The organism is Moraxella nasibovis, assembly GCF_029581575.1.
GTDB classification, from domain to species: domain Bacteria; phylum Pseudomonadota; class Gammaproteobacteria; order Pseudomonadales; family Moraxellaceae; genus Moraxella; species Moraxella nasibovis.
Genome location: NZ_CP089975.1, coordinates 666,882 through 688,089 on the forward strand (window position 1 = coordinate 666,882; position 21,208 = coordinate 688,089).

A 21,208-nucleotide genomic window follows, 5' to 3' on the forward strand; every position below is an offset into this window, starting at 1 on the left:
TTTTAAATCACTTTTTCCCACTCAAAATACCACTTGCCACAATCACGCCAATTCCAAGTAGGCTTAGGTAATCCAAACGCTCCCCAAAAATCACCGCTCCAAAGAGAATGGCGAATACCACGCCAAGATAAGACAGCGTCGCCACGACAAATTTTTGTCCCACCTGATAAGCATAGGTCATGAGTAGCTGTCCGCCCAATGCTGTCAAACCAATGCCGATAATGTAAGGCAAAATCTCTGGCGTGATGGGCGTGAAGTTAAAAAACAATGCCAATGCCCCAGCGATGAGCGTGGATAATAACGAAAAATAAAACACAATTCGCCAAGCGGGTTCGCCAAGTAAGGACAATTCTAGCACTTGCAAATATGCATAGCCACTGATGGCGCCGCTTAGCAAGCCTAGCATCATGGCAAAGGCGTCGCCCTCTGCGGATGGTTTGAGTAAGATGACCACGCCAATAAACCCTAAAATCAGTGAGACCCAGCTCACCAAAGTGGGCTTTTGTTTTAAAATGATGATGGAGAGCAGACCTAAAAAAATGGCGGAAGTATTTTGTAGGGTGCTGGCGGTGGCAAGCGGTAAGTGCAGCACCACATAAAAATTCATCAAAAGGGCAACCGATCCTGCAAAAGACCGCCAAAAATGCTCTTTTGGGTAAGCCGTGCGAAAATCTCGTCCTTTTAGCCATGAAAAACCGCCCAGCACAATGAGTGCAAAGAATACACGCCAAAAGGTGATTTCATAGGTGTGCATACCAAACTTTTGCCCAGAGAGTTTGATGAATACGAGCATGAGTGCAAAACACAGACAGGCAAGCACCATATAAAATGAGCCTGCAAGCGAGCCTTGATTGGGATTGGTGGGAGCGATGTTTGACATGATAAAGATGATGATAAAAAGACAAAAAGGCGTGCATGGCACACCCTTGGGGCTGTTTTTGTTTGATCCAGCTTTGTGGCTATTAAGCCTAGCATTTGGCGTGGCTTGTAGGGGCGAAAAATTTTTCGCCCCTACGGTGTGTCGTTGAATTTTCTGAATTTAACGATTTGGCAGATGCTCTTTGACATCTTTGGCAAATTGACGAAGGACTTCTACGGTGGCTTCCCAATCTAAGCAGCCGTCTGTTACCGATTTGCCGTATTCTAGCTGGCTTAGGTCAGCAGGGATATTTTGGCGACCGCCTTTTAGATGGCTTTCAATCATCAAGCCCATGATGGATTTGTTGCCATTTTGGATTTGGTGGGCGATGTTTTGGATGACCATTGGTTGTAGATAAGGGTCTTTGCCAGAGTTGGCATGGCTGGCATCTACCATGATTTTGCCGTTGGTTTTGCCTTTGGCAAGCTCGTTTTCGGCGGCTGCGATGGCGGTTTCGTCATAGTTGGGTTGGTCGTTGCCACCACGCAACACGACATGGGCGTATTTGTTGCCTTTGGACTTGATGATGGACACTTGACCGTCTGATGACAAGCCTAGGAAACTATGCCCTGATTTGACCGCTTGCATGGCATTGACCGCCACCGTCATTGAGCCGTCCGTGCCATTTTTAAAGCCAACAGGACAAGACAGACCGCTTGACATTTCACGGTGCGTTTGACTTTCTGTGGTTCTGGCACCGATGGCAGACCAGCTGATTAAGTCTTGCATGTATTGTGGGGTGTTTGGGTCTAGGGCTTCGGTGGCACAAGGCAAGCCTTTTTCGTTGAGTTCAAGCAGTAATTTACGAGCCATACCAAGACCCTTTTCAATGTCAAAGCTGTCATTCATGTCAGGGTCATTAATCAAACCCTTCCAGCCTGTGGTGGTGCGTGGCTTTTCAAAATACACACGCATGACGATGAACAGCTCGTCTTTTAATTCTTCTGCCAAAACCTTTAATTTGTCGGCGTATTCGTGGGCGGCGGTGGTGTCATGAATCGAGCAAGGACCGACCACGACTAGGATGCGCTTATCCACGCCATCTAGGATATTTTCAATGACCTTACGACCTTGCAGAACGGTGTTAAAGGCTTGGCTTGATAGGGGGTAAGAGCGTTTTAGTTCGGCTGGCGTGATGAGTGGCGTGATTTTTTCAATATTGACATCGTCGATTTCAGTGTGATGGGTTAAAAATGACATACAAGCTACCTTATGTTGGCTGGCTGGTGCATCTTGCACCGTTAAAACAATCCCAACCATTATGCACGCAATCTACCAGTTTGACAAGCCTTTTTAGTGTGAAAACCGTTAAAAAATTAAATTTTTATTTGCTTATTCAATAAATTCATAACCAATGGTTATGGCAATCATGAATGGTGGCTCTGTGGCGTGGCGTGATTTTTTTTTGAGTAAAAAAGCCTGCTGTGGTATGATAAGCACATTTTAAATGGCAGTTTTTAGGGCGGTTTAAATTTATAAAACTTTACGCAAGGCTGATTTTGGAAAACGACTTTTAGAAGTCAGCTTTGATGGTCGCCTTGTCATTTGCCATTACATGCCATCACAACAAAAACAGCACAACACGAGACCATAACATGACCACACCAACTTATGCCGACATTTTATCCGTGGTTGCGGATGATTTTGCCATCATGGATAAGCAAGTTTTCGGTTCGCTCAATTCAAAAGTACGCCTTGTCATGCAGGTGTCTAAGCATGTGATTGACGCAGGTGGCAAAAGAATGCGACCGCTCATTACTCTTTTGACCGCACGAATGCTTGATGATGTACAAAATCAGCAGGCGTTGGAGCTGGGAGCAATCACTGAGATGCTTCACACGGCGACTTTGGTGCATGATGATGTGATTGACGAATCTGGCATGAGACGAGGCAAGCCGACAGCCAACGCCACTTGGAATAATGCCACAGCAGTGCTGGTGGGGGATTATCTGATTGCTCGTTCGTTTAATTTGCTCGTTGGTTTTAATAATATGTCGCTACTTAAAGTGTTCTCAGATGGCACTTGCGACATTGCCGAGGGCGAAGTTTTGCAATTACAACATCAGTATAATATCGAGACCACCGAAGCCGACTATCGCCAAATCATTGACGGCAAAACTTCACGCCTGTTTATGATGGCAACCCAAGGGGCAGGGATTTTGGCAGGTCGTGATGAATTGCTAGACACGCTGGGGGCATTTGGTTATCATTTTGGCAATGCCTTTCAGATGATTGATGATGTGCTGGACTTTGTGGGCGACAGCGAAACGATGGGTAAGAATTTGGGAGATGACCTTGCCGAAGGTAAACCGACTTTGCCAATCATTAAGACCCTAGAACTGCTCAAAGACAGCGACCCTGCCAATTATGACAAACTTCGCATCGCCGTCCAAACAGGCAAAACCGACAATGCAGGCGAGCTGATTGAATTGGTGCGTTCTAGTGGGGCGCTCGATTATTGCAAGCGCTGTGCATTGGACGAGACCCGCTTGGCTCAGCAGGCGTTGGCAAACCTGCCTGATAATCAATACCGCCATGCACTTTATCAGCTGACCGAGCTGGCAAGTTCAAGACTTGTATGATTTGTTTAATATTGGCTTAATTGGCTTAAAAACCACCATCAATACTGACGGTGGTTTTTTTGATCAAGTGTTATTGATGAATATCCAGTATTGATGGTCGTGGTGTATTTTTAAAATGCGCTGCTCTTTTTGATAAATTTTATAATCACCGTTTAAAATGACCGAGTGAATCATGTTGTCATCCAGCGCTTTGGGCGGTGTGGCGCAAGCCATCTCTGTGGTCGCAAGATTGCCACGGATTTTGATGGCTGTTTTGGTGAGTGTGAATTCACCGTTCATGGAGTTGCAATTATTTGGCAGATGTACCCAATAATTGTTAAGTTCTGTGCTTTTGTTAAAAGTAATGGTGGTATTGTCTTTTTTAACAATGGGTAGATTAAGATTATTAAAATCCTTATCGCTCACCACAGCCAATTTCCAGCGACCTAATAAATGCTCATAAGTTAAAGGCAGACTTTGCCATTGTTGGTCGGATTTGATGGATGATAACAGCTCATCATCAGTGAGTGGCGCAGCTTGTTGTGTAGAGTTATTGTCTGTATTTGATGTGTTTAGATCGGTATTGGTTTGATTGTTTGTCGCTTGATGATTGGTGCAGGCGGGTAATGCAGCGATGAATAAAGCGACTGGTAAAATGATGAAAGGTGTTTTCATTGTGTTATTTTTGATGTATGGGTTAATCACGGTAAGCCTAAACTCTAAGTCGTTATTATACACATCATGCCAAAGATTTCAAATGACGATGTGTTCATAAAAACAGCTAGGTAATACAATTTGTAATGCAATTTTGGTGAACACTTTTTCACAGTGCTTGACAATTCTTCAAGCACGGTTATAATATCACAATCTTTGTAACAAAATATTTCAAATTTGTGTGATATTGAGCCATGATTTTTCTTATTCTTGCCATTTTAGCCAGCGTGTCGGTCGCCATCTTTTTAAAATTGGCACGCAGACGGCACATTGACATCGCCCAAGCGATTTTGGTCAATTATATCACTGCTATTGGGCTGTGTTTTTTGCTCTTAAAGCCCCAGTTGTCCGCCGATGTTTTTCATCAAGGGGCGTTGATTTTTATTGCGTTGGGTCTGCTGTTGCCAAGCGTGTTCATCATCATGGCAAAGGCGGTGGATTTGGTCGGCATTGCTAAATCTGATGTCGCTCAAAGGCTGGCGTTGTTTTTGCCGATTTTGGCGTCATTTACCATTTTTGGTGAGAGTTTGACCCTTGCTAAGGGCGTGGGGATTGTGCTTGCCTTTGGTTCGCTGATTGCTCTGACTTATAAGCCTGCTCATACGCACGCCAAGCAGTCCGCCACGCCCAAAGCCACCGCCTTGATTTTGCTTGGGGTGTGGGCAGGCTATGGCGTGATTGATGTGCTGTTTAAGCAAATGTCCAAACTGGGTGCAGCGTTCCCAAACACGCTCACCGTGAGCTTTATGTTGGCGTTTGTGCTACTTTTTGGGTATTTACTTGTCAAAAAAACGCATTGGCAGGGCAAAAGTCTGGCAAGTGGCGTTGTGCTTGGCGGACTAAATTTTGCCAATATTTTGTTTTATATCAAAGCCCACCAAGCCTTTAAAGACGACCCCACCTTAGTATTTGCAGGCATGAATATTGGCGTGATTTGCTTGGGGGCGGTCGTGGGGCTGTTTGTCTTCAAAGAAAAACTCTCCAAAATCAATGGACTTGGCATCATCTTGGGTGTGCTGGCGGTGTGGTGTTTGTTCTATTTAAAATGAGTATCAATTTTCTAAAAATTTTAAAATAAAAACCGTTCGTGGTGAGCTTGTCGAACCATGACGGTTTTTTTATACCAACCGAACGATAAATTTGATACGGTTTTGTAGGGGCAAATCACATTTGCCCAATCAATCAAGGTTTAAAAAAAGGGCGAATATCATTCGCCCCTACCATTCAATGGTGAATGTTGTACCAGTTTTAAATTCGGTTGGTATGATACCCTTAAATAAGCTCAGGGCGAACGGAAAAACCTTAAAAGAAATTAATCTTAAAAACGGTGCGTGTTACACACCTTACCGATTTATTGATATGATGATTCAATAGTCAATATCAATTTTATTTTCCACACCATTTTTAAGAGTGTAGAGTGTGCATTTTCTGGGTTCATTATTGGGATTGATGAGTTCTAAGATGCCAAAACATAATGGCGATGGTTGGATTTTATCATAAGTATCAGGCAAAATGCGTGAGCCATTGCGACCAAAAACGCTCGATTGATTGTCTTTTAAAATAATCACAAAAGGATTAAATATAGTATTGATATCAATGCCATCATATTCAATGGGAATGATGACTTTGCCTGTTGTGTCGATTGCCCCAAGGTGCATTTTGTCGCCTGATTTGATACCGACAAAGGCAATGGGGTCATTGATGATGTCGGGGTGTTTGCTATTATGTACTTTGGTGATGGGTGGATAAAATGGCAGGGCGGTGTCGTAGGTTAATGGTATTATTGGGCTACCTGTTTTATCAATAAAGCCGTATTTGTCATTTTTATGAACGAGTGATAATTCATCAGTAAATCCATGCACAAAATCATAGTCTAGCCTAAAATCAACCATGACCTGATAAGGCTTTTTAAAATCAATGCGTTGAAATCGGTCGGTGGCAAATTTTATCATACCCCATTTGCCATTTTTAGATAAGGGTAAAATGCCTTGTTCTAATTCACCAATTTCACCAATGTTATCATATTCAAAAGGCAAAATAATACCGCCTTGATGGTCATAAATGCCATATTTACCCTGTTTTTTCGCAAAATATATAGGTTTATCGCCAAAAGCAACATAGGTAAATTCGTCAAGTTTGTCATGAATGGTATCAATGATGATATTACCCTGATGGTCAATCACGCCATATTTGCCAGTTTGGGGGTCTTGGGTGGGCTTTTGGCGATAAAAATCCCCATGTCTTTGTTGTTTTTTGGGTTGTCGTAGTGCTTGTTCCCTTGCTCGCCTTTCGGCTGCTTTGGCTTTATTTTCTGCTGACCGTTGCATTGCCCATTGCTCTGCTTGGGCTTTGCGTGCATCATCATTTTGTTGGGTTGATGGGGTGTTGGCATGGGAGATATTTGCCAAAACCAGTACGGCAGTTAAAAGGGATTTAGTAAAAAGGGTGGGGCGTGTTGTCATGCTGTTTATCCATAAAAATAAGGGTGTATTTTAGCACAAACTTTTGCCCATTTTGCCAAAATCCTTTATAATGTCAAGCCATTTATCCATCATAAAAACACCATGAGTCAATTAAATCCCCGCCAACAAGAAGCCTTAGCCCATGTTTCAGGTCCTTTGCTTGTCCTAGCAGGGGCAGGTTCAGGCAAAACTTCGGTCATTACCCAAAAAATCGCCCATCTGATTACCAATTGCAATGTGCCTGCCGAACGCATTACGGCGATGACCTTTACCAATAAAGCCGCGCGAGAGATGAAAGCTCGTGTGTCTAAACTTTTGCCCAGTGAAAAGACTCGTGGCTTGACGGTATCGACTTTTCACCAGTTTGGCTTGCAGTTTTTGCGGTATGAACTGCTAAACACGCCATTAAAATCTAATTTTAGCATCATGGATGCGGACGATTCTAAGCGTCTGCTGATGGAGCTGATGGTGCGAGACAACATGAGTGGGGCAGAGAGTCGTGAGCTGGCTGGCAAAGCAATCAAATACATCTCTGATTGGAAAAATGATTTGGTCGCCCCAGAAGATGCGGCGGCGACTTTGTCTGATCCAGAGGATTTGATGTTCGCTCACTTGTACGGCTTGTATGAGCGGAATTTACGGGCGTATAATGCGGTAGATTTTGATGATTTGATTGTCCTGCCTGCCAAGATTTTAAAAGAAAATGAACTGGTGCGAGACAAGTGGCAACGCCGCATTCGCTATCTTTTGGTCGATGAATATCAAGACACCAACACCGCCCAGTATGAGCTGGTCAAGCTGTTGGTGGGTGCGTCCGCTCGCTTTACGGTGGTGGGCGATGATGACCAGTCCATCTACACATGGCGTGGAGCCAAGCCTGAAAATATGGCATTATTAAAGCAAGATTTTCCAAACCTTCATGTGGTTAAATTGGAGCAAAACTACCGCTCAACCAACCGCATTTTGAGTGCGGCAAATACGGTGATTGCCAATAATGAGCATATTTTTGATAAGGCGTTGTGGTCGGATAAGGGTGAGGGGTCGCACATTCGAGTGATTACTTGTCCGTCTGATTTTGATGAGGCGGAGCGAGTGGCAAAAGAAATCGTGGCTCATCGCTTGCGTCATGGCAATCTGTGGGAGCAGTATGCGGTGCTGTATCGCTCCAATTTTCAGGCTCGTGCATTAGAAGCAGAACTGCGTCAGCTCAATGTCCCTTATAAGCTGTCTGGTGGTACTTCGTTTTTTGCTCGCACCGAAATCAAAGATGTGATGAGCTATCTGCGTATCATTCTAAATCCTGATGATGATGCGGCATTTTTACGCATCATCAATACGCCTAAGCGTGGTATGGGTTCGGCAACCTTAGAAAAACTAGGACTGCTTGCCCAAGAATATGGCATTTCTTTACTGTCGGCGTGCAGTCATGCCGGGCTAAAAGCAGCAGTTGGGGCAAAGGCGAGCAATACGCTGTATGCCTTTGCTGACTTTATTGAGCATTATACCCGTGAGCTTTATGACAATGCCGACCCCATGCCATTGGTGCGTCAGATGATTGTGGAGACAGGCTATATTGACTTTATCAAAGAAGACAGCAAGACTCCGCAACAAGAAAAAAACCGCTTGGATAATATTGAGTCGCTATATCAGTCCATTGCCACGCTCATTGACCGTGCCGAAGAGGACGAGGATAAGACCATCGAGGCGGTGATTCGTAAGATGATGCTGCTTGATATGCTAGAACAACAGCAAGAAGAGGAAAATACCAACAAAGTCAATCTGATGACCTTGCACGCCGCTAAGGGGCTGGAGTTTGACTTTGTGTATATCATTGGCGTGGAAGAAGAGATTCTGCCGCACCGCAATTCTTTGCTTGAAGACAACATTGAAGAAGAGCGTCGCTTGATGTATGTGGGCATTACCAGAGCAAGGCAAGAGCTGACTTTGACGCTGGCTCAAAAACGCCGTGCAGGTAAGGATTTTAAACAGACCACGCCGTCTCGCTTTTTGGACGAGCTGCCGACCGACCACATTGATTATCCTGCCAAACGAGGTGCGCAAAAAGACCCCAAGCAGACAGCTCAAGATTATCTGACGAACATTCAGGCGATGCTGGCTGCCAAACGAGGCGCATGAGACGGGTATTTTTAACTTTTAATGATTCAAATAATTATTAAAAATTTTCATAAAAGCTTGCGGTGGCGTGTGCTACAATGGCGAGCAAAAGACCTTAGTTGTCGATGATGAGTGATAGACAAAGAACTTGGAGAGAATTTTGCAAAATTCTGATTATGCTGGCTTAGAAGACATTTTGCAGCGCATTTTGGCGCTCAAAGAGTTGCCAGAGTCGCAGGTGTTAAAACACCTTGTCGATGAGCTGCGTGTGGAAGATGGCGATGCTGAGAAGGCAAATGCTAAGATGAATGAACTGATCACGCTCATCGAAAAACACCCTGAATACGGCTCGGGCTTGGCGGCGTTTATTTTAAGATTGACTAATAAATACAATCAAGTAACGCTATATACTGACACGGGCATTGCGTCCGACCATAGCTTTTCTTATAGTGTCAATCGTCTGATCGGACATCGTTTTTTGCCGCTGTTGCCTGAGGAAGATTCGGTGGTGGAGCTGGCAGGCTTTTTGTTTAATGGGCGCAGTGATTTGCGTTGGATGCGTGCCATCGAGGAAGAAAAATGGGACAGGCTCATCGAGCTCATCCGTGTCGATGAAGAAGACCTTGCGCTGGTAGCCACCGCCAAAAACAGCATTCTAAATGCCATCGTCATTTTGTCTTATCGCATCAGCGGCATGGGTCTGCATCCTGATTTGATGGCGGCATACCCACAAATGCTCAATCATTCTGCCGCTTTCGTCGCTCAAAACCAAGAGGCGGTGCTTTTTGTTAATCAGTATCGAAAGGCGCATGAACTGGACTTGATGACGGATGTGACGCCTGATGAGGACATCAGCCCTGCGCCGCTTTTGGTCATGCTAGAGCAGTGCGAGGACATTGTCACCAATGTGCGAAAACGCATCTATAAGACGGGCATCTCTATCCGCCTGACCAACATGCTGGTGCGTCTTGAACAGAGTCTGCACCGCATGCAAGTGCTGATCGAGCTGGTGGCGGATAATAAAAAGAAGCGTGATGAGGCGATCGTCGAGCTGACCACGCAGATCGTGCGTACGGCGAAGACTCGATACAGCTTTGGTCATTTGATTGAGAATAATACCAAGCTGCTATCCAGAAAAGTCACCGAAAACGCCAGTCGTGTCGGTGAGCATTACATCAGTACCGACCGCACCGGCTATCGCAAGATGTATAAAAAAGCAGCGATTGGCGGATTTTTTATTGCATTTATGGCGACCATTAAGATTTTGGCGACTTCATTGGTACTGGCGCCGATTGGTAAGGCATTTGTGAACAGCATGATTTATGGCTTAGGCTTTGTGACCATTCACATCGCAGGTGGTACGGTCGCCACCAAACAGCCTGCCATGACTGCCGCCGCCATCGCATCCACCATCTCCGACGGCTCTGGCAACAAAAAAACCCAGCAGATGACCAAGCTGTCTGAGCTGATCGTGGACATCATGCGTACGCAGTTTGTGGCGATTTTGGGTAATATTTCGATCGCCATGCCGATTGCGCTCATCATCGCTTATGCTTGGCTGCATTTCACGGGTGCGCCCATGATTGATGGCTCGAAAGCGGCGCAGCTGTTGCATGAGCTTGATCCGATTCGCTCCTTGTCGCTGCCACATGCAGCCATTGCAGGCGTGTTTTTGTTCTTATCAGGTCTGATTGCAGGCTATTATGACAATCTGGCGGCTTATAATAAAATCGGCGAGCGCATCAGACGACATCGCTTGCTGTCTTATGTCATGCCAAGTAAGTGGCAGGATAAGCTTGGCGGGTTTGTAGAGGCAAATCTGGGGGCGATCATGGGCAACTTCATCTTTGGTTGCTTTTTGGGTAGTACGGCAACCATCGGCTATATGCTTGGCTTGCCGTTAGACATTCGCCACATCGCCTTTGCGTCTGCCAACTTTGTACATGGGCTGTTTTATCTGTCGCCACAAGATGTCACTTGGTCGCTTGCGATTTTGTCTTTTGTTGGTGTACTGCTCATTGGTGCGGTGAACTTGATGGTGAGTTTTTCATTGGCGCTGATCGTGGCACTGCGCTCAAAAGAGGTGGAATTTACCGAGTGGAAAAAGCTGGCGGGACTGGTTTGGCGTCATTTCTTGGTCAATCCGTGGGACTTTTTATTCCCAAGAAGCGAGTCGGTGAAATATGCACAAATCGACAGCGAGGGGCGTGTCATCTATGAAGATGTGATCGATGAAAAAGAATCGAACACACGAGTGCTGCCTGACAATTATGTCGTGCGTAGGCTCGGTCGTAAGCCCAAAGATAAGGAAAAAGACAAATCCGATGATGGTAAAGACATCCGTGAGGCGATCGCAGAGCACCATAACAAGGACGAAGGGCAAGATGGTGAGGTCGTGATTGAAGAAAATCAAAACACCACGCCACTGCCCAAGCCTGACAAACCGCCTAAGCTACCTAAATAACCCCAAGCATAAATAACCCCAAAACAGCCGCTTTTTCTATCAAAAAGCGGCTGTTTTATTTCGTTCATCTGGTGAGCGCAAATTGGCTGACAAAAAACACTTGCAAAATCCTAAAAATTTAGTACAATAGCGGTCTATTCGGGGTGTAGCGCAGCTTGGTAGCGCACTTGCATGGGGTGCAAGGGGTCGCGAGTTCGAATCCCGCCACTCCGACCATATAACAATCTAGGGCTGTCCACAATCGTGCGATAGCCTTTGATTTTTTGTAAGGATTTTTCTTTTCTGACTTCATTTCCTATCAAGGCTGGCAAATGCAAGGCAGGCATTTACAATCATTGCTTTTTCTTAAAAAATAAAGTTTGATTATTGTCATCTCTAAATAACAACTGATTTTCATTAACTTGATAGCTGATATTGTCATTTATAATAAAATGCCGTATGGCGGTTTCGTGGTCAGGATAACAACCAACTAAGGTGGAAAATGACATTGTTTTAATCTTAACTACTTTATTTGTTGTTTTATCAAAACCAACAATACTGCCATTTTTATTACAACCTGCATCCACGGAAAAATGATACTGATAATTTAGGTCATAATTGGGGTCGTGCATTTCTCCACGCTGTGTGGATTTTGCAAAATTGATAATAATTGTACCACCTAATAATTTTAGATTTTCATCAACGATGTTTTCACCTTTTTCAAATTGCCAAGCATTTTGAGTAAGTGAAGACAGCTGTTCATCAATGCTTGGTTTTTGTTTGATAGATGTTTGTGTTTGATTTGTGGGAATATGATTGCCTTGATGATTTGATGGGGGTGCATTATTATGACACGCCAATAAAAAAGTAGTCAAACCCATAACAACCAGCAACTTATTTGCCTTCATCTTTATCCTCCCAGCTTGACAGACGCTTGATGATTTTATAGAACAGAGTGTTCTTTTTATAGTCGCCTTTTTTATTTCTATCATTGATTGCCATGTCTGTCAAGATAAACAACGCATCATAAATGCTGTCAATGGCGTAAATATGAAATTGTCCATTTTTAACCGCTTCTACAATGCCATCATTGAGCATCAATTGACCGACATTGGTTTTTGGAATGATCACGCCCTGTGAGCCTGTCAAACCACGCTCAAAGCAGGCATCAAAAAATCCTGTGATTTTTTCATTCACACCGCCAATCGCTTGAGCGTCCCCAAGCTGATTCATAGAGCCTGTGATGGCGATGGCTTGGTTGATTGGCACATCTGCCAAGGCGGACAAAAGCACCGCACACTCCGCCAGAGTCGCACTATCGCCATCAATGTGGGCGTAGCTTTGCTCAAAGGCGAGGCTGGCAGAAAAGTGTAATTCGCTAAATTCACTAAACAGCGAGCGTAAAAAGCTCGTCATAATCAGCATTCCTTTGGCGTGCAAACTACCCCCTAGCTCCACATCTCGCTCAATGTCTAGGATTTCGCCTGTGCCAAACTTTGGAGCGATGAGTGCAGTCAATCGGGCAGGCAGACCAAATTCGCTGTCGGCATAGGCGATGATGGTTAGGGCGTTGATTTGTCCTGTGGCAAAGCCGTCTGTCTTGATGAGTTGTTGCCCGTTTTGAATTTCTTGCCAATACAGCTCTTTAAGATGGCTTTTGCGGTCTTTGATGTCATCTAGGGCTTGTTTGACATGATGGGCGGCAACCACGCTTGATGATTTGTCGTCCGAGCTGTTACATAAGCGCTGCCATCTGGCAGACTCGACCAGCAGTTGTAACAACCTGTCGCTGTGCAAGTCAAGCTTGTTTTTATCATCGGCATAGACGGACAATTCGTCCAAAATCACCGCAAAGGCTGTCTTGTCAAACTCTGGCAGTTCATGCGTGTGTATCATGTCGGTCATTTTTGCGATGAAAAATCGCTCGCTGTGGCTGTCTCGTGCCACCGTGTCGTGAAAATCGGCACGGATTTTAAAGACGCTGTTAAATTCTGGTTCAAATTCCAAAAGTTCATAATACAACTCTGGTTCGCCAAGCAAAATCACCTTGACTGACAGATCTACGCTGTCAGGCTCAAGCGACACCGACCCTGTCAAAGTCAGCATTTGTTCAAGGCTTGAGATGGCGAGCTTTTTGGATTGCAAGGCTCGTTTTAGCCCTTGCCATGCATAAGGGTGTTCAAGTAAGGCGGATGCTTCAAGCAAAAGATAGCCGCCATTAGCACGGTGCAATGCCCCTGCCCGAATCATACTGGCGTCGGTCAAAATCGTGCCAAGCTGGGTGGTGTATTCAATATGCCCAAGTAAATTTGGGTGTGTGGGCATATCTTCAAAGACAATCGGGGCGCCGTCATCAGGCGTGTGGCTGACCACGACATTGACATAATAGCGGTTGGGCGTGTTGCCGACCGTTTTTACCATAAAATCTTCGTCATGCTCTACGATAAACAAGATATTGTTGATGATGTCTTGTTCGTAGGCTTTTAGGTATTGGGCGATGTGTTTGTTGTTGGTGCTGTATTTTTTGTCAATGGGACTAAGTAATGGCGTGATGATTTTTTTGATGAGTGTTTCATGCAAATCATCAATTTTTTGATTGACTTCGTTTTCTAGATTATCCAGCTCAATGTTGATTTTGGCAAGTTGTTTTTGTAATTTATCAAGGGCGGTGTTGCTGACGGGTTTTTGGTCGTCAATGGGGGTCAGCACCGCTTTTTGGTCGGTAGATTGGAGTAGGGTTAGGTTGTGCGATTTGGCGGCGACATTGAGTTTGTCAATCAAGGCGCGCTCTTGTTTTTGGGCGGATTGCTTGATGGTGGTGATGCTGTTTTGGTAGCTGATACTGGCAAATTTGCTCAGCACCTTTTGATAAAGTGTGTGCCAAAGTTTGTGCATGTCTTTGGCGAACAGCTCGCCTTGTCCACTAGGTAGGCTTAGGGCGATGGGCTTTCTGGGTTTGTCAAAATCATGCACATAGACCAAATCAGGTGGCGTGGGTTCGTTCTTGGCACGCTCACGCAATAGGCGTGTGATGATGGTGCGTTTGCCCAAGCCATTTTCGCCCACCGCAAAAACATGATAGCCATTGGCGTGAATGTCTAAGGCGATATCGATGGCTTTGACGGCACGCTTTTGCCCAAAAGTAACATCGAAAGCGTCGGCGACGGACAGGCTTTTGGGGTCGGTACGGCGTTTTAGGTCGGTGTGGTCTAGGCGAAATTTTGTCAATCGATCGGTCATTATAAAATCGTGAATTATCGTGTAAAAGGGTGTATTTTAACAGATTAAAACATGATAAAATAGTCTATTTTAACAAAGCGCACCTGACATCAAGCGCACCAAAAGGAATGCTCATGGGACACATCGTTTGTAGTACAAGTGGCGGCGTGCTAGAAATCCGCCTAAACCGCCCAGACAAGAAAAACGCCATCACCGATGCGATGTATGGCGACATGATAGGCGCCATGAAAGGGGCGTTGGACGATGATGGGGTGCGTGCCGTGCTATTCACGGCGGCGGGCGATTTTTTCTGTTCTGGCAATGATTTGGCAGACTTTTTGGCGGTCAGCACGCAAGGTGGTGGCGATGAGCTCAAAGCATGGCAATTCATCCGCCTGCTTGCTGATTACCCAAAGCCCATCGTGGCGGCGGTGACGGGTGCTGGCGTGGGTATTGGCACGACGCTGTTGCTGCATTGTGATTTGGCGTATGTTCACAAAGAGGCACGCCTAACCACACCTTTTGTCAATTTGGCGCTCGTGCCAGAGGCGGCGTCTAGCCTGCTACTTACCCAAAAAATCGGTCATGCCAAAGCGTTTGAGATGTTCGTCTTGGGTGAGGCGATGACAGGCGAGATGGCGGTGGACTGTGGACTTGCCAATGCTTGCTTTGATGAGGTTGATGAGGTGGTGCAAACCGCCCGTCAAAAAGCACAACAGATTGCGACCAAGTCAGCCCAAGCGGTGCGATACACCAAGTCTTTGATGCGTGATTCTGCCAAAATCATCTCGCAGATGACCGCAGAAAAAGACTGCTTTGCCAAGTGCCTTGCAAGCGATGATGCTCGGATGATTTTTGAAAAATTTTTGAATAAATCAAAATGATGCGGCGCTTCACCCATCCATTTACCGCTTGTACCTGAGTGACGATACCATGACTTACCATAAAATTTCTGCTTATGCAGACGACTTTGCCCGTGATTTACAGCGATTTGCCCATGAACTGCAATTGTCTTTTAGTCAGACGCAAATCGAGCAGCTGCTTAGATACTTAGACAATCTACTTTTGTGGACAAAGGCGTATAATTTGACCGCCATTACCGCCCCAAAAGAGGCGTTCGTTAAGCATATTTTGGATTGTTTGGCGATTGTGGCGGATTTGCCAAAGAGCGAATCATCAAATGTCAGCGTGCTAGACATCGGCACGGGCGCAGGCTTGCCGTCTGTCATCATTGCCATCATGCGACCTGACTGGCAAGTGACCGCCCTTGACAGCAATGGCAAAAAAGTGCGTTTTATTCGTCAGATGGCAGGCGAGCTAAAACTTACCAACATCGCGCCTGTGGCAAGTCGCATTGAGGAATTTGAGGGCGAGTTTGATGTCATTACTTCTCGTGCCTTTGCCAGCCTTGAAGATTTTGTGATGCTTGCCAAGCCCTATTTAAAGGCAGATGGCGTGCTGTATGCCATGAAAGGCAAAGTGCCAAGCGATGACGACAAAAAAGCCCTTAGCGACTGGCAAATAGCCGTCAAGCCTGTCGTTGTGCCGACTTTGCCTGATGAGCGTTGTGTGGTGTATCTGCACAAACTTGGTGCGTGATTTTATCATTTTGTACGATTTATCATTTATAAGCTATTGATTTTGAAGGTATTTTATGGAAATTATTGCAATCGCCAACCAAAAAGGCGGTGTGGGTAAGACGACGACGGCGGTGAACCTTGCCGCAGCGCTGTCTGTGATTGGCAAAAAAAAGGTCTTGCTCATCGACTTAGACCCACAAGGCAACGCCACGACAGGTGCGGGGCTTGACAAAAATGAGCTTGAAAATAGCATCGTAGATGTGCTGCTTGACGGCGTCAAATTGCACAAAGTCATCGAAAAAGACACGCAAGCTGGCTTTGACATGGTGGGGGCGAACCGTGATTTGGCAGGGATTGACATGTCTTTGGCAGATGTGGAAGATGCGCCATTTTTATTAAAAAAAGCCATCAAAGCCGCCAAAAAAAGCGGAAAATTTGGCTATGATTATGTCATCATGGACTGTGCGCCAAGCCTGAGCATCTTGACGGTGAACGCCTTTGCGGTGGCAAAAAATGTCATCATCCCCATGCAGTGTGAGTATTATGCCTTGGAGGGTGTGGTGGATTTGATTGACACCATCAAGCGCCTAAAATCCATCAATGAAGAGCTGCATGTGCGTGGTGTGGTGCGCACGATGTTCGATGGGCGAAACACGCTGGCGCAAGATGTCTCTGCTGAGCTTGAAAGCTACTTTGGGCAGCTGCTGTATAAGACCGCCATTCCCAGAAGTGTGCGTCTGGCGGAGGCGCCAAGCTTTGGGCAGTCGATTTTTGGCTACGAAAAATCGTCCAAAGGGGCGATCGCTTATCATGCCTTGATGAATGAAGTTATGGAGCAGTCTGACAGACCTGAGCTATTTAAAGCGAAAGTGCGTGCGCAGTTTGACTGGTAGTATTCGGTTGGCAAAAATTCATCAAAATCATAAAACAATGACAAAAATTGTGCTAAAATGTCGGTTTTGTTTTAAGCGATTATTGATTGAAGTGGCTTGATTGGCTGATTGGCTAAAAGTTGGTTCAGAGTTGGTTAAAAACTGGAAAATGACATGAAAAAGCGTGGACTTGGTGCAAAGCGTGGCTTAGATGCGCTGATGGGTAGCCTAAAAAAAGAACGACAAATCGTCAGTGGCGAAATCACGCCGCCGCTTGCACCAAAGGGTTTGGGCGATGAGGTGGCAGTGAAGTTTGACTTGCTTGATGACGAGACCGACATTCCCACCATTCAAGCCGACAAAACCAAAAAAGCCAAGAAAAAATCAAAAAATAAATCTGCCGACACCCACGAGGATGGTAAAGGCGAGCAGGTCACGCTCATTGAGATCGGCACTGAGCGCTTGCAGTCTGGCAAATATCAGCCACGCCGAGACATGAATGAAGAGGCGCTGGGCGAGCTTGCCAACTCTATCCGTCAGCATGGCATCATGCAGCCGATCGTCATTCGCCCTTTGTTGTCTGGCGAGGATAAGACCAGTGATGCCGTCACGCACGAGATCATCGCAGGCGAGCGTCGCTGGCGTGCGGCAAAGATGGCGGGGCTTGCCAGTATCCCTGCCATTGAGCGAGTGCTGTCTGATGAGATTGCCATTGCGCTGGCGCTGATTGAGAACATTCAGCGTGAGGATTTGAATGTCTTGGAGCAGGCGGCGGCTTTACAAAGATTTCATAGTGAATTTGGCATGAGCCATGCGATGATTGCCGATGTGGTGGGCAAAGCACGGGCTACGGTGTCTAATTTGCTGCGCCTAAACAATCTGCACGATACGGTCAAAGACTATATGCAAGAGGGCTTGCTTGACATGGGTCATGCACGCACACTCCTGTCTTTATCTGCCAAACAACAGCCCATCATCGCCAAAAAAATCATCGATGCCAAGATGACAGTGCGTGATGCTGAAAAACTGGTCAAATCTATTTTAAACCCAGAGCCTGCCAAAAAAGACAAGACGGACAGCCATGAGATCAAGGCGCTGAGCCAAAAAATCTCCGATGCGCTCGGTGCGTCTGTCAAGATTAAGCAAGGTCAAGATGGCAAGGGTAGTGTGGAGATATTTTTCCATGATGATGACGAGTTGCAAGGCTTGCTGGCTCAATTTGGGCTAGATTTGAGCGCATTGGGCTGATGGATATTCTAAGGTGCTTAAAGTTCATTGATTAAAAAGTGCTTGGAGATTTAAGCTTAGAGATTTGGGTTTAGAGATTTAAAAAGCGCCTAGATTTTTACCATCTTTTTTTTTAAAAAAGTGTGATGGGTGGCGATAACGAGCAAACGCCGCCTGTCACAAGCCGCATTAAGCGCTTTGCTTGGAACTTCGAGTCATTTTACCCACGCATCATCAAACAATCTCGTCAAAACCACCACACCAATCAAAACCACCACAATCATAAAAAGACACGCCATGCACACAGCCCATCATCAATCCAAACGCCAAGAAGACTTTGAAAAAGCGGACAAATTCGCCGTCTTTTTGCGCCTGATGTCCTACCTAAAACCCTATTGGTGGGCGTTCATCTTGGTCATCATCGGCTTTGTCATCAGCGCAGGCGGCGAGGTGGCAAGCGCCAAGCTCTTTGAATACATCATCGAGGCGATCAATAATAACGACGACAAACGCAAGTTTTGGTTCCCTTTTTTGGTGATTTTGCTGTTTGTTTTTCGTGGTATTGGCTCGTTTTTGGGTGGGTATTATGCGGCGCTGATGGCACGCAGTTTGGTATATCATCTGCGAGTTGAGGTGTTTAATAAGCTTTTGCGTCTGCCGTCTAAGTTTTATCTGAACAACCCAGCAGGCACGATTTCATCTAAGCTGATTTTTGATGTCGAGCAAGTCACCGCTGCCACCACTGACTCCATTACTACGCTATTAAAAGACGGCTTGACGGTGATTGCGTTGTTTGGGTTTTTGTTTTATACCAACTGGCGACTGACTTTGGTGCTGATGGTCATCGTGCCGCCGATTTTTTGGATCATTAGGCGTGTGTCAAAGCGCTTCGCTCAGCTGTCGATGGATGTCCAAGACACGATGAGTGCGGTCAGCCACATCACCAATGAGGCGATCACAGGCTATCAAGTGGTGAAAAACTATGGCGGTCAGGCGTACGAATCGGCAAGATTTGACAAGGCATCTTTGGAAAACCTGAATAAGGGATTAAAGATTACGGTGCTTGCTGCCATCAATTCGCCAGTGATTCAGCTGCTCATGGCGACGGGTATGTGCTTTGTCATCTGGCTGTCTTTGCGCCCTGAGGTGCTGGGCGATACGAGCGCTGGCGAGTTTGCGTCTTATTTGGTGGCGGCAGGTCTTTTGGCTCGCCCTGTCAAGGCATTGACCGATGTCAATCAAAGACTGCAACGAGGCATCGCAGCAGGTGTGTCCATCTTTGCGCTCATCGATGAGGTCGAAGAGGCGGACCAAGGCACGCTGACCCCTGTCATCACAGGCAATATCAGCTTTCAAAAAGTGGGCTTGACTTATGACAGCGGCACGCAGGCGATCAAGGATTTTAGCCTTGACATCAAGGCAGGCGAGACGGTCGCTGTGGTGGGGCGTTCAGGCTCTGGCAAGACAACGCTTGTCAATCTTTTGACTCGCTCGCTTAGCCCAACGCAGGGGCGGATTTTGATTGATGGCACGCCCATTGATGAGATTAAGCTGTCGTGTTTGCGTGAGCAGATTGCGATGGTCAATCAGCAGGTTACGCTGTTTTTGGATACGGTCGCTCACAACATCGCTTATGGGGCATTATCCAGCAAATCTCGTGATGACATCATTTCTGCCAGCAAATCCGCCTACGCCCATGACTTTATTATGGATTTGCCCAACGGTTATGACAGCTTTATTGGGGCGGACGGTTTGCAGTTGTCAGGCGGGCAACGACAAAGACTCTCCATTGCTCGTGCTTTGTTAAAAGACGCACCGATTTTGATATTGGATGAGGCGACTTCTGCTCTTGATAATGAAAGCGAATTTTATATCCAAAAAGCATTGGAGGCGGTCATGCAAGGTCGCACCACGCTGGTCATCGCCCATCGTTTATCCACCATTGCCAATGCCGATCGCATCATCGTCATGGACAAAGGGCAAATCGTGGAGATGGGTACGCATAATGAGCTGTTGGCCAAAGGTGGTGTGTATCGCACCATGTATGAACGCACTTTTGATGAGCAAAGTGATTGAGTGAAACTGACATGAAAAAAGCCGAACTTTTCATCACAAAAGCGTGGCAAAATCAGTCTGCGTGGCTGACCGCTCTCGCCCCCTTGTCGGCATTGTACGGGGTGGTGGGGCGTGTGCGTAAATCATTGTATGATAACGATAAACTTGCCAAGTACCACGCCCCCATTCCTGTGATGGTGGTGGGTAACATCACGGTGGGTGGGTCTGGCAAGACACCGCTCATCATTGCTTTGGTTAAGTATCTACAAAGTAAAGGCGTGGCGGTCGGGGTCATCAGTCGTGGCTATGGGCGAGAGGGGAGCGAGCCTGCCCTTGTCCATGCCGACAGCACGCCCAGTGAAGTGGGCGATGAGCCGTGTCTGATTGTGGGTGAAACAGGTGTGCCAATGGCGGTGGGGGCAAATCGTGGGCAGGTGATTGATTTACTTATAAAAAATTATCCCAATTTACAACTCATCATCAGCGATGACGGACTGCAACATCATGCCTTGCACCGTGATGTAGAATGGATAGTGGTGGACGGGGTGCGTGGCTTTGGTAATGGTAAGCTGTTTCCGCAAGGGTTTTTGCGTGAGCCTATAGACCGCCTAGATGGAGCGACCGTCATCTATCATGACGCACGAGCCGAGCGATATGCCGATGATGCTCTGCTCATGCACTTAGCTCCCAGTACGCCTGCACCGCTTTTGGGTGGCGAGAAAATTTTACCACCCCAAAAGGTTTATGGCGTGAGCGGTATCGGCTATCCTGCCAGATTTTTTAACACCTTGACCGATTTGGGTTTTGATGTGGTGGAAAAGCCCTTTGGCGACCACCATGATTTTGCCCTTGATGAGCTGACGGATTTGGCGGATTTGCCCATCATCATTACCAGTAAAGATGCGGTAAAAATCCGTGAGCTTGCCAAACGCACACCCCATGCGATTTTTGACAATGTATGGATTTTGCCTGTGCAGGCGGTGTTGTCGCAGAGTGTTTATCAGGAAATGGATAGGGTGCTTGGGAAGTTGGGGGTTTGAA

At 46.2% G+C, this 21,208-nt stretch carries 17 protein-coding genes and 1 tRNA gene; 12 read left to right on the top strand and 6 right to left on the bottom strand.

The features are described from left to right. Positions 1–7 precede the first annotated feature (7 nt). A complete protein-coding gene (locus tag LU290_RS03065) occupies positions 8–880 on the bottom strand; it encodes a DMT family transporter (protein WP_277809092.1) in 873 nt (290 codons plus the stop codon). Here LU290_RS03065 and LU290_RS03070 point away from each other — a divergent pair. Beyond that, on the top strand, positions 870–1,028 hold the full coding sequence (locus LU290_RS03070) for a hypothetical protein (RefSeq protein ID WP_277809093.1): 159 nt from the start codon (positions 870–872) through the stop codon (positions 1,026–1,028). The genes LU290_RS03065 and LU290_RS03070 overlap by 11 nt on opposite strands. Positions 1,029–1,039: 11 nt before the next feature. On the opposite strand, the gene LU290_RS03075 is transcribed toward LU290_RS03070, so the two are convergent. Next, positions 1,040–2,119 (bottom strand): 3-deoxy-7-phosphoheptulonate synthase, encoded by a 1,080-nt coding sequence (locus LU290_RS03075; RefSeq protein WP_277809094.1) that lies wholly within the window; start codon positions 2,117–2,119, stop codon positions 1,040–1,042. 395 nt (positions 2,120–2,514) lie between these two features. Here LU290_RS03075 and LU290_RS03080 point away from each other — a divergent pair, with 395 nt between their 5' ends. Continuing rightward, on the top strand, positions 2,515–3,501 hold the full coding sequence (locus LU290_RS03080) for a polyprenyl synthetase family protein (protein ID WP_277809095.1): 987 nt from the start codon (positions 2,515–2,517) through the stop codon (positions 3,499–3,501). Positions 3,502–3,564: 63 nt separating this feature from the next. On the opposite strand, the gene LU290_RS03085 is transcribed toward LU290_RS03080, so the two are convergent. Next, the gene (locus LU290_RS03085; RefSeq protein WP_277809096.1) at positions 3,565–4,155 is read right to left on the bottom strand and encodes an META domain-containing protein; all 591 of its coding nucleotides are present in this window, start codon (positions 4,153–4,155) and stop codon (positions 3,565–3,567) included. Positions 4,156–4,388: 233 nt separating this feature from the next. Here LU290_RS03085 and LU290_RS03090 point away from each other — a divergent pair, with 233 nt between their 5' ends. Continuing rightward, positions 4,389–5,243: an EamA/RhaT family transporter gene (locus LU290_RS03090; RefSeq protein ID WP_277809097.1), complete on the top strand. Its 855-nt coding sequence runs from the start codon at positions 4,389–4,391 to the stop codon at positions 5,241–5,243. Positions 5,244–5,561: 318 nt separating this feature from the next. On the opposite strand, the gene LU290_RS03095 is transcribed toward LU290_RS03090, so the two are convergent. Then, positions 5,562–6,656: a WG repeat-containing protein gene (locus LU290_RS03095; RefSeq protein WP_277809098.1), complete on the bottom strand. Its 1,095-nt coding sequence runs from the start codon at positions 6,654–6,656 to the stop codon at positions 5,562–5,564. Positions 6,657–6,758: 102 nt separating this feature from the next. On the opposite strand from LU290_RS03095, the gene LU290_RS03100 reads away from it, so the two are divergent. From LU290_RS03100 to LU290_RS03110, 3 genes are all read left to right on the top strand, one after another. Next, a complete protein-coding gene (locus tag LU290_RS03100; protein ID WP_277809099.1) occupies positions 6,759–8,792 on the top strand; it encodes a UvrD-helicase domain-containing protein in 2,034 nt (677 codons plus the stop codon). A 139-nt stretch (positions 8,793–8,931) separates the two neighbouring features. After that, positions 8,932–11,235, top strand: a complete 2,304-nt coding sequence (locus LU290_RS03105) for a site-specific recombinase (RefSeq protein WP_277809100.1) — start codon at positions 8,932–8,934, stop codon at positions 11,233–11,235. 139 nt (positions 11,236–11,374) lie between these two features. After that, positions 11,375–11,451, top strand: a tRNA-Pro gene (locus LU290_RS03110). Between the two features lie 116 nt (positions 11,452–11,567). Here LU290_RS03110 and LU290_RS03115 read toward each other — a convergent pair. Continuing rightward, complete coding sequence (locus LU290_RS03115; RefSeq protein WP_277809101.1) at positions 11,568–12,122, bottom strand: hypothetical protein; 555 nt, start codon at positions 12,120–12,122, stop codon at positions 11,568–11,570. Beyond that, positions 12,109–14,454: a Lon protease family protein gene (locus tag LU290_RS03120; protein WP_277809102.1), complete on the bottom strand. Its 2,346-nt coding sequence runs from the start codon at positions 14,452–14,454 to the stop codon at positions 12,109–12,111. Before LU290_RS03120 ends, LU290_RS03115 begins: the two co-directional genes overlap by 14 nt. Before the next feature lie 113 nt (positions 14,455–14,567). Between LU290_RS03120 and LU290_RS03125 the strand changes: the two genes are divergently transcribed. The 6 genes from LU290_RS03125 (at position 14,568) to lpxK (ending at position 21,207) form a co-directional block, all read left to right on the top strand. After that, entirely contained in the window at positions 14,568–15,317 is a 750-nt protein-coding gene (locus LU290_RS03125; RefSeq protein ID WP_277809103.1) for an enoyl-CoA hydratase-related protein, read from the top strand. Positions 15,318–15,366: 49 nt separating this feature from the next. Then, positions 15,367–16,032 carry a 16S rRNA (guanine(527)-N(7))-methyltransferase RsmG gene (rsmG, locus tag LU290_RS03130; protein ID WP_277809104.1) on the top strand — a complete coding sequence of 222 codons (666 nt, stop codon included), beginning with the start codon at positions 15,367–15,369 and terminating at the stop codon, positions 16,030–16,032. 55 nt (positions 16,033–16,087) lie between these two features. Then, positions 16,088–16,906: a ParA family protein gene (locus tag LU290_RS03135; protein ID WP_277809105.1), complete on the top strand. Its 819-nt coding sequence runs from the start codon at positions 16,088–16,090 to the stop codon at positions 16,904–16,906. A 153-nt stretch (positions 16,907–17,059) separates the two neighbouring features. After that, a complete protein-coding gene (locus LU290_RS03140; protein ID WP_277809106.1) occupies positions 17,060–18,133 on the top strand; it encodes a ParB/RepB/Spo0J family partition protein in 1,074 nt (357 codons plus the stop codon). A gap of 276 nt (positions 18,134–18,409) precedes the next feature. Then, the gene (gene msbA / locus LU290_RS03145) at positions 18,410–20,188 is read left to right on the top strand and encodes a lipid A export permease/ATP-binding protein MsbA (protein WP_370688541.1); all 1,779 of its coding nucleotides are present in this window, start codon (positions 18,410–18,412) and stop codon (positions 20,186–20,188) included. Between the two features lie 11 nt (positions 20,189–20,199). Continuing rightward, on the top strand, positions 20,200–21,207 hold the full coding sequence (gene lpxK / locus LU290_RS03150; protein ID WP_277809107.1) for a tetraacyldisaccharide 4'-kinase: 1,008 nt from the start codon (positions 20,200–20,202) through the stop codon (positions 21,205–21,207). Position 21,208 lies beyond the last annotated feature (1 nt).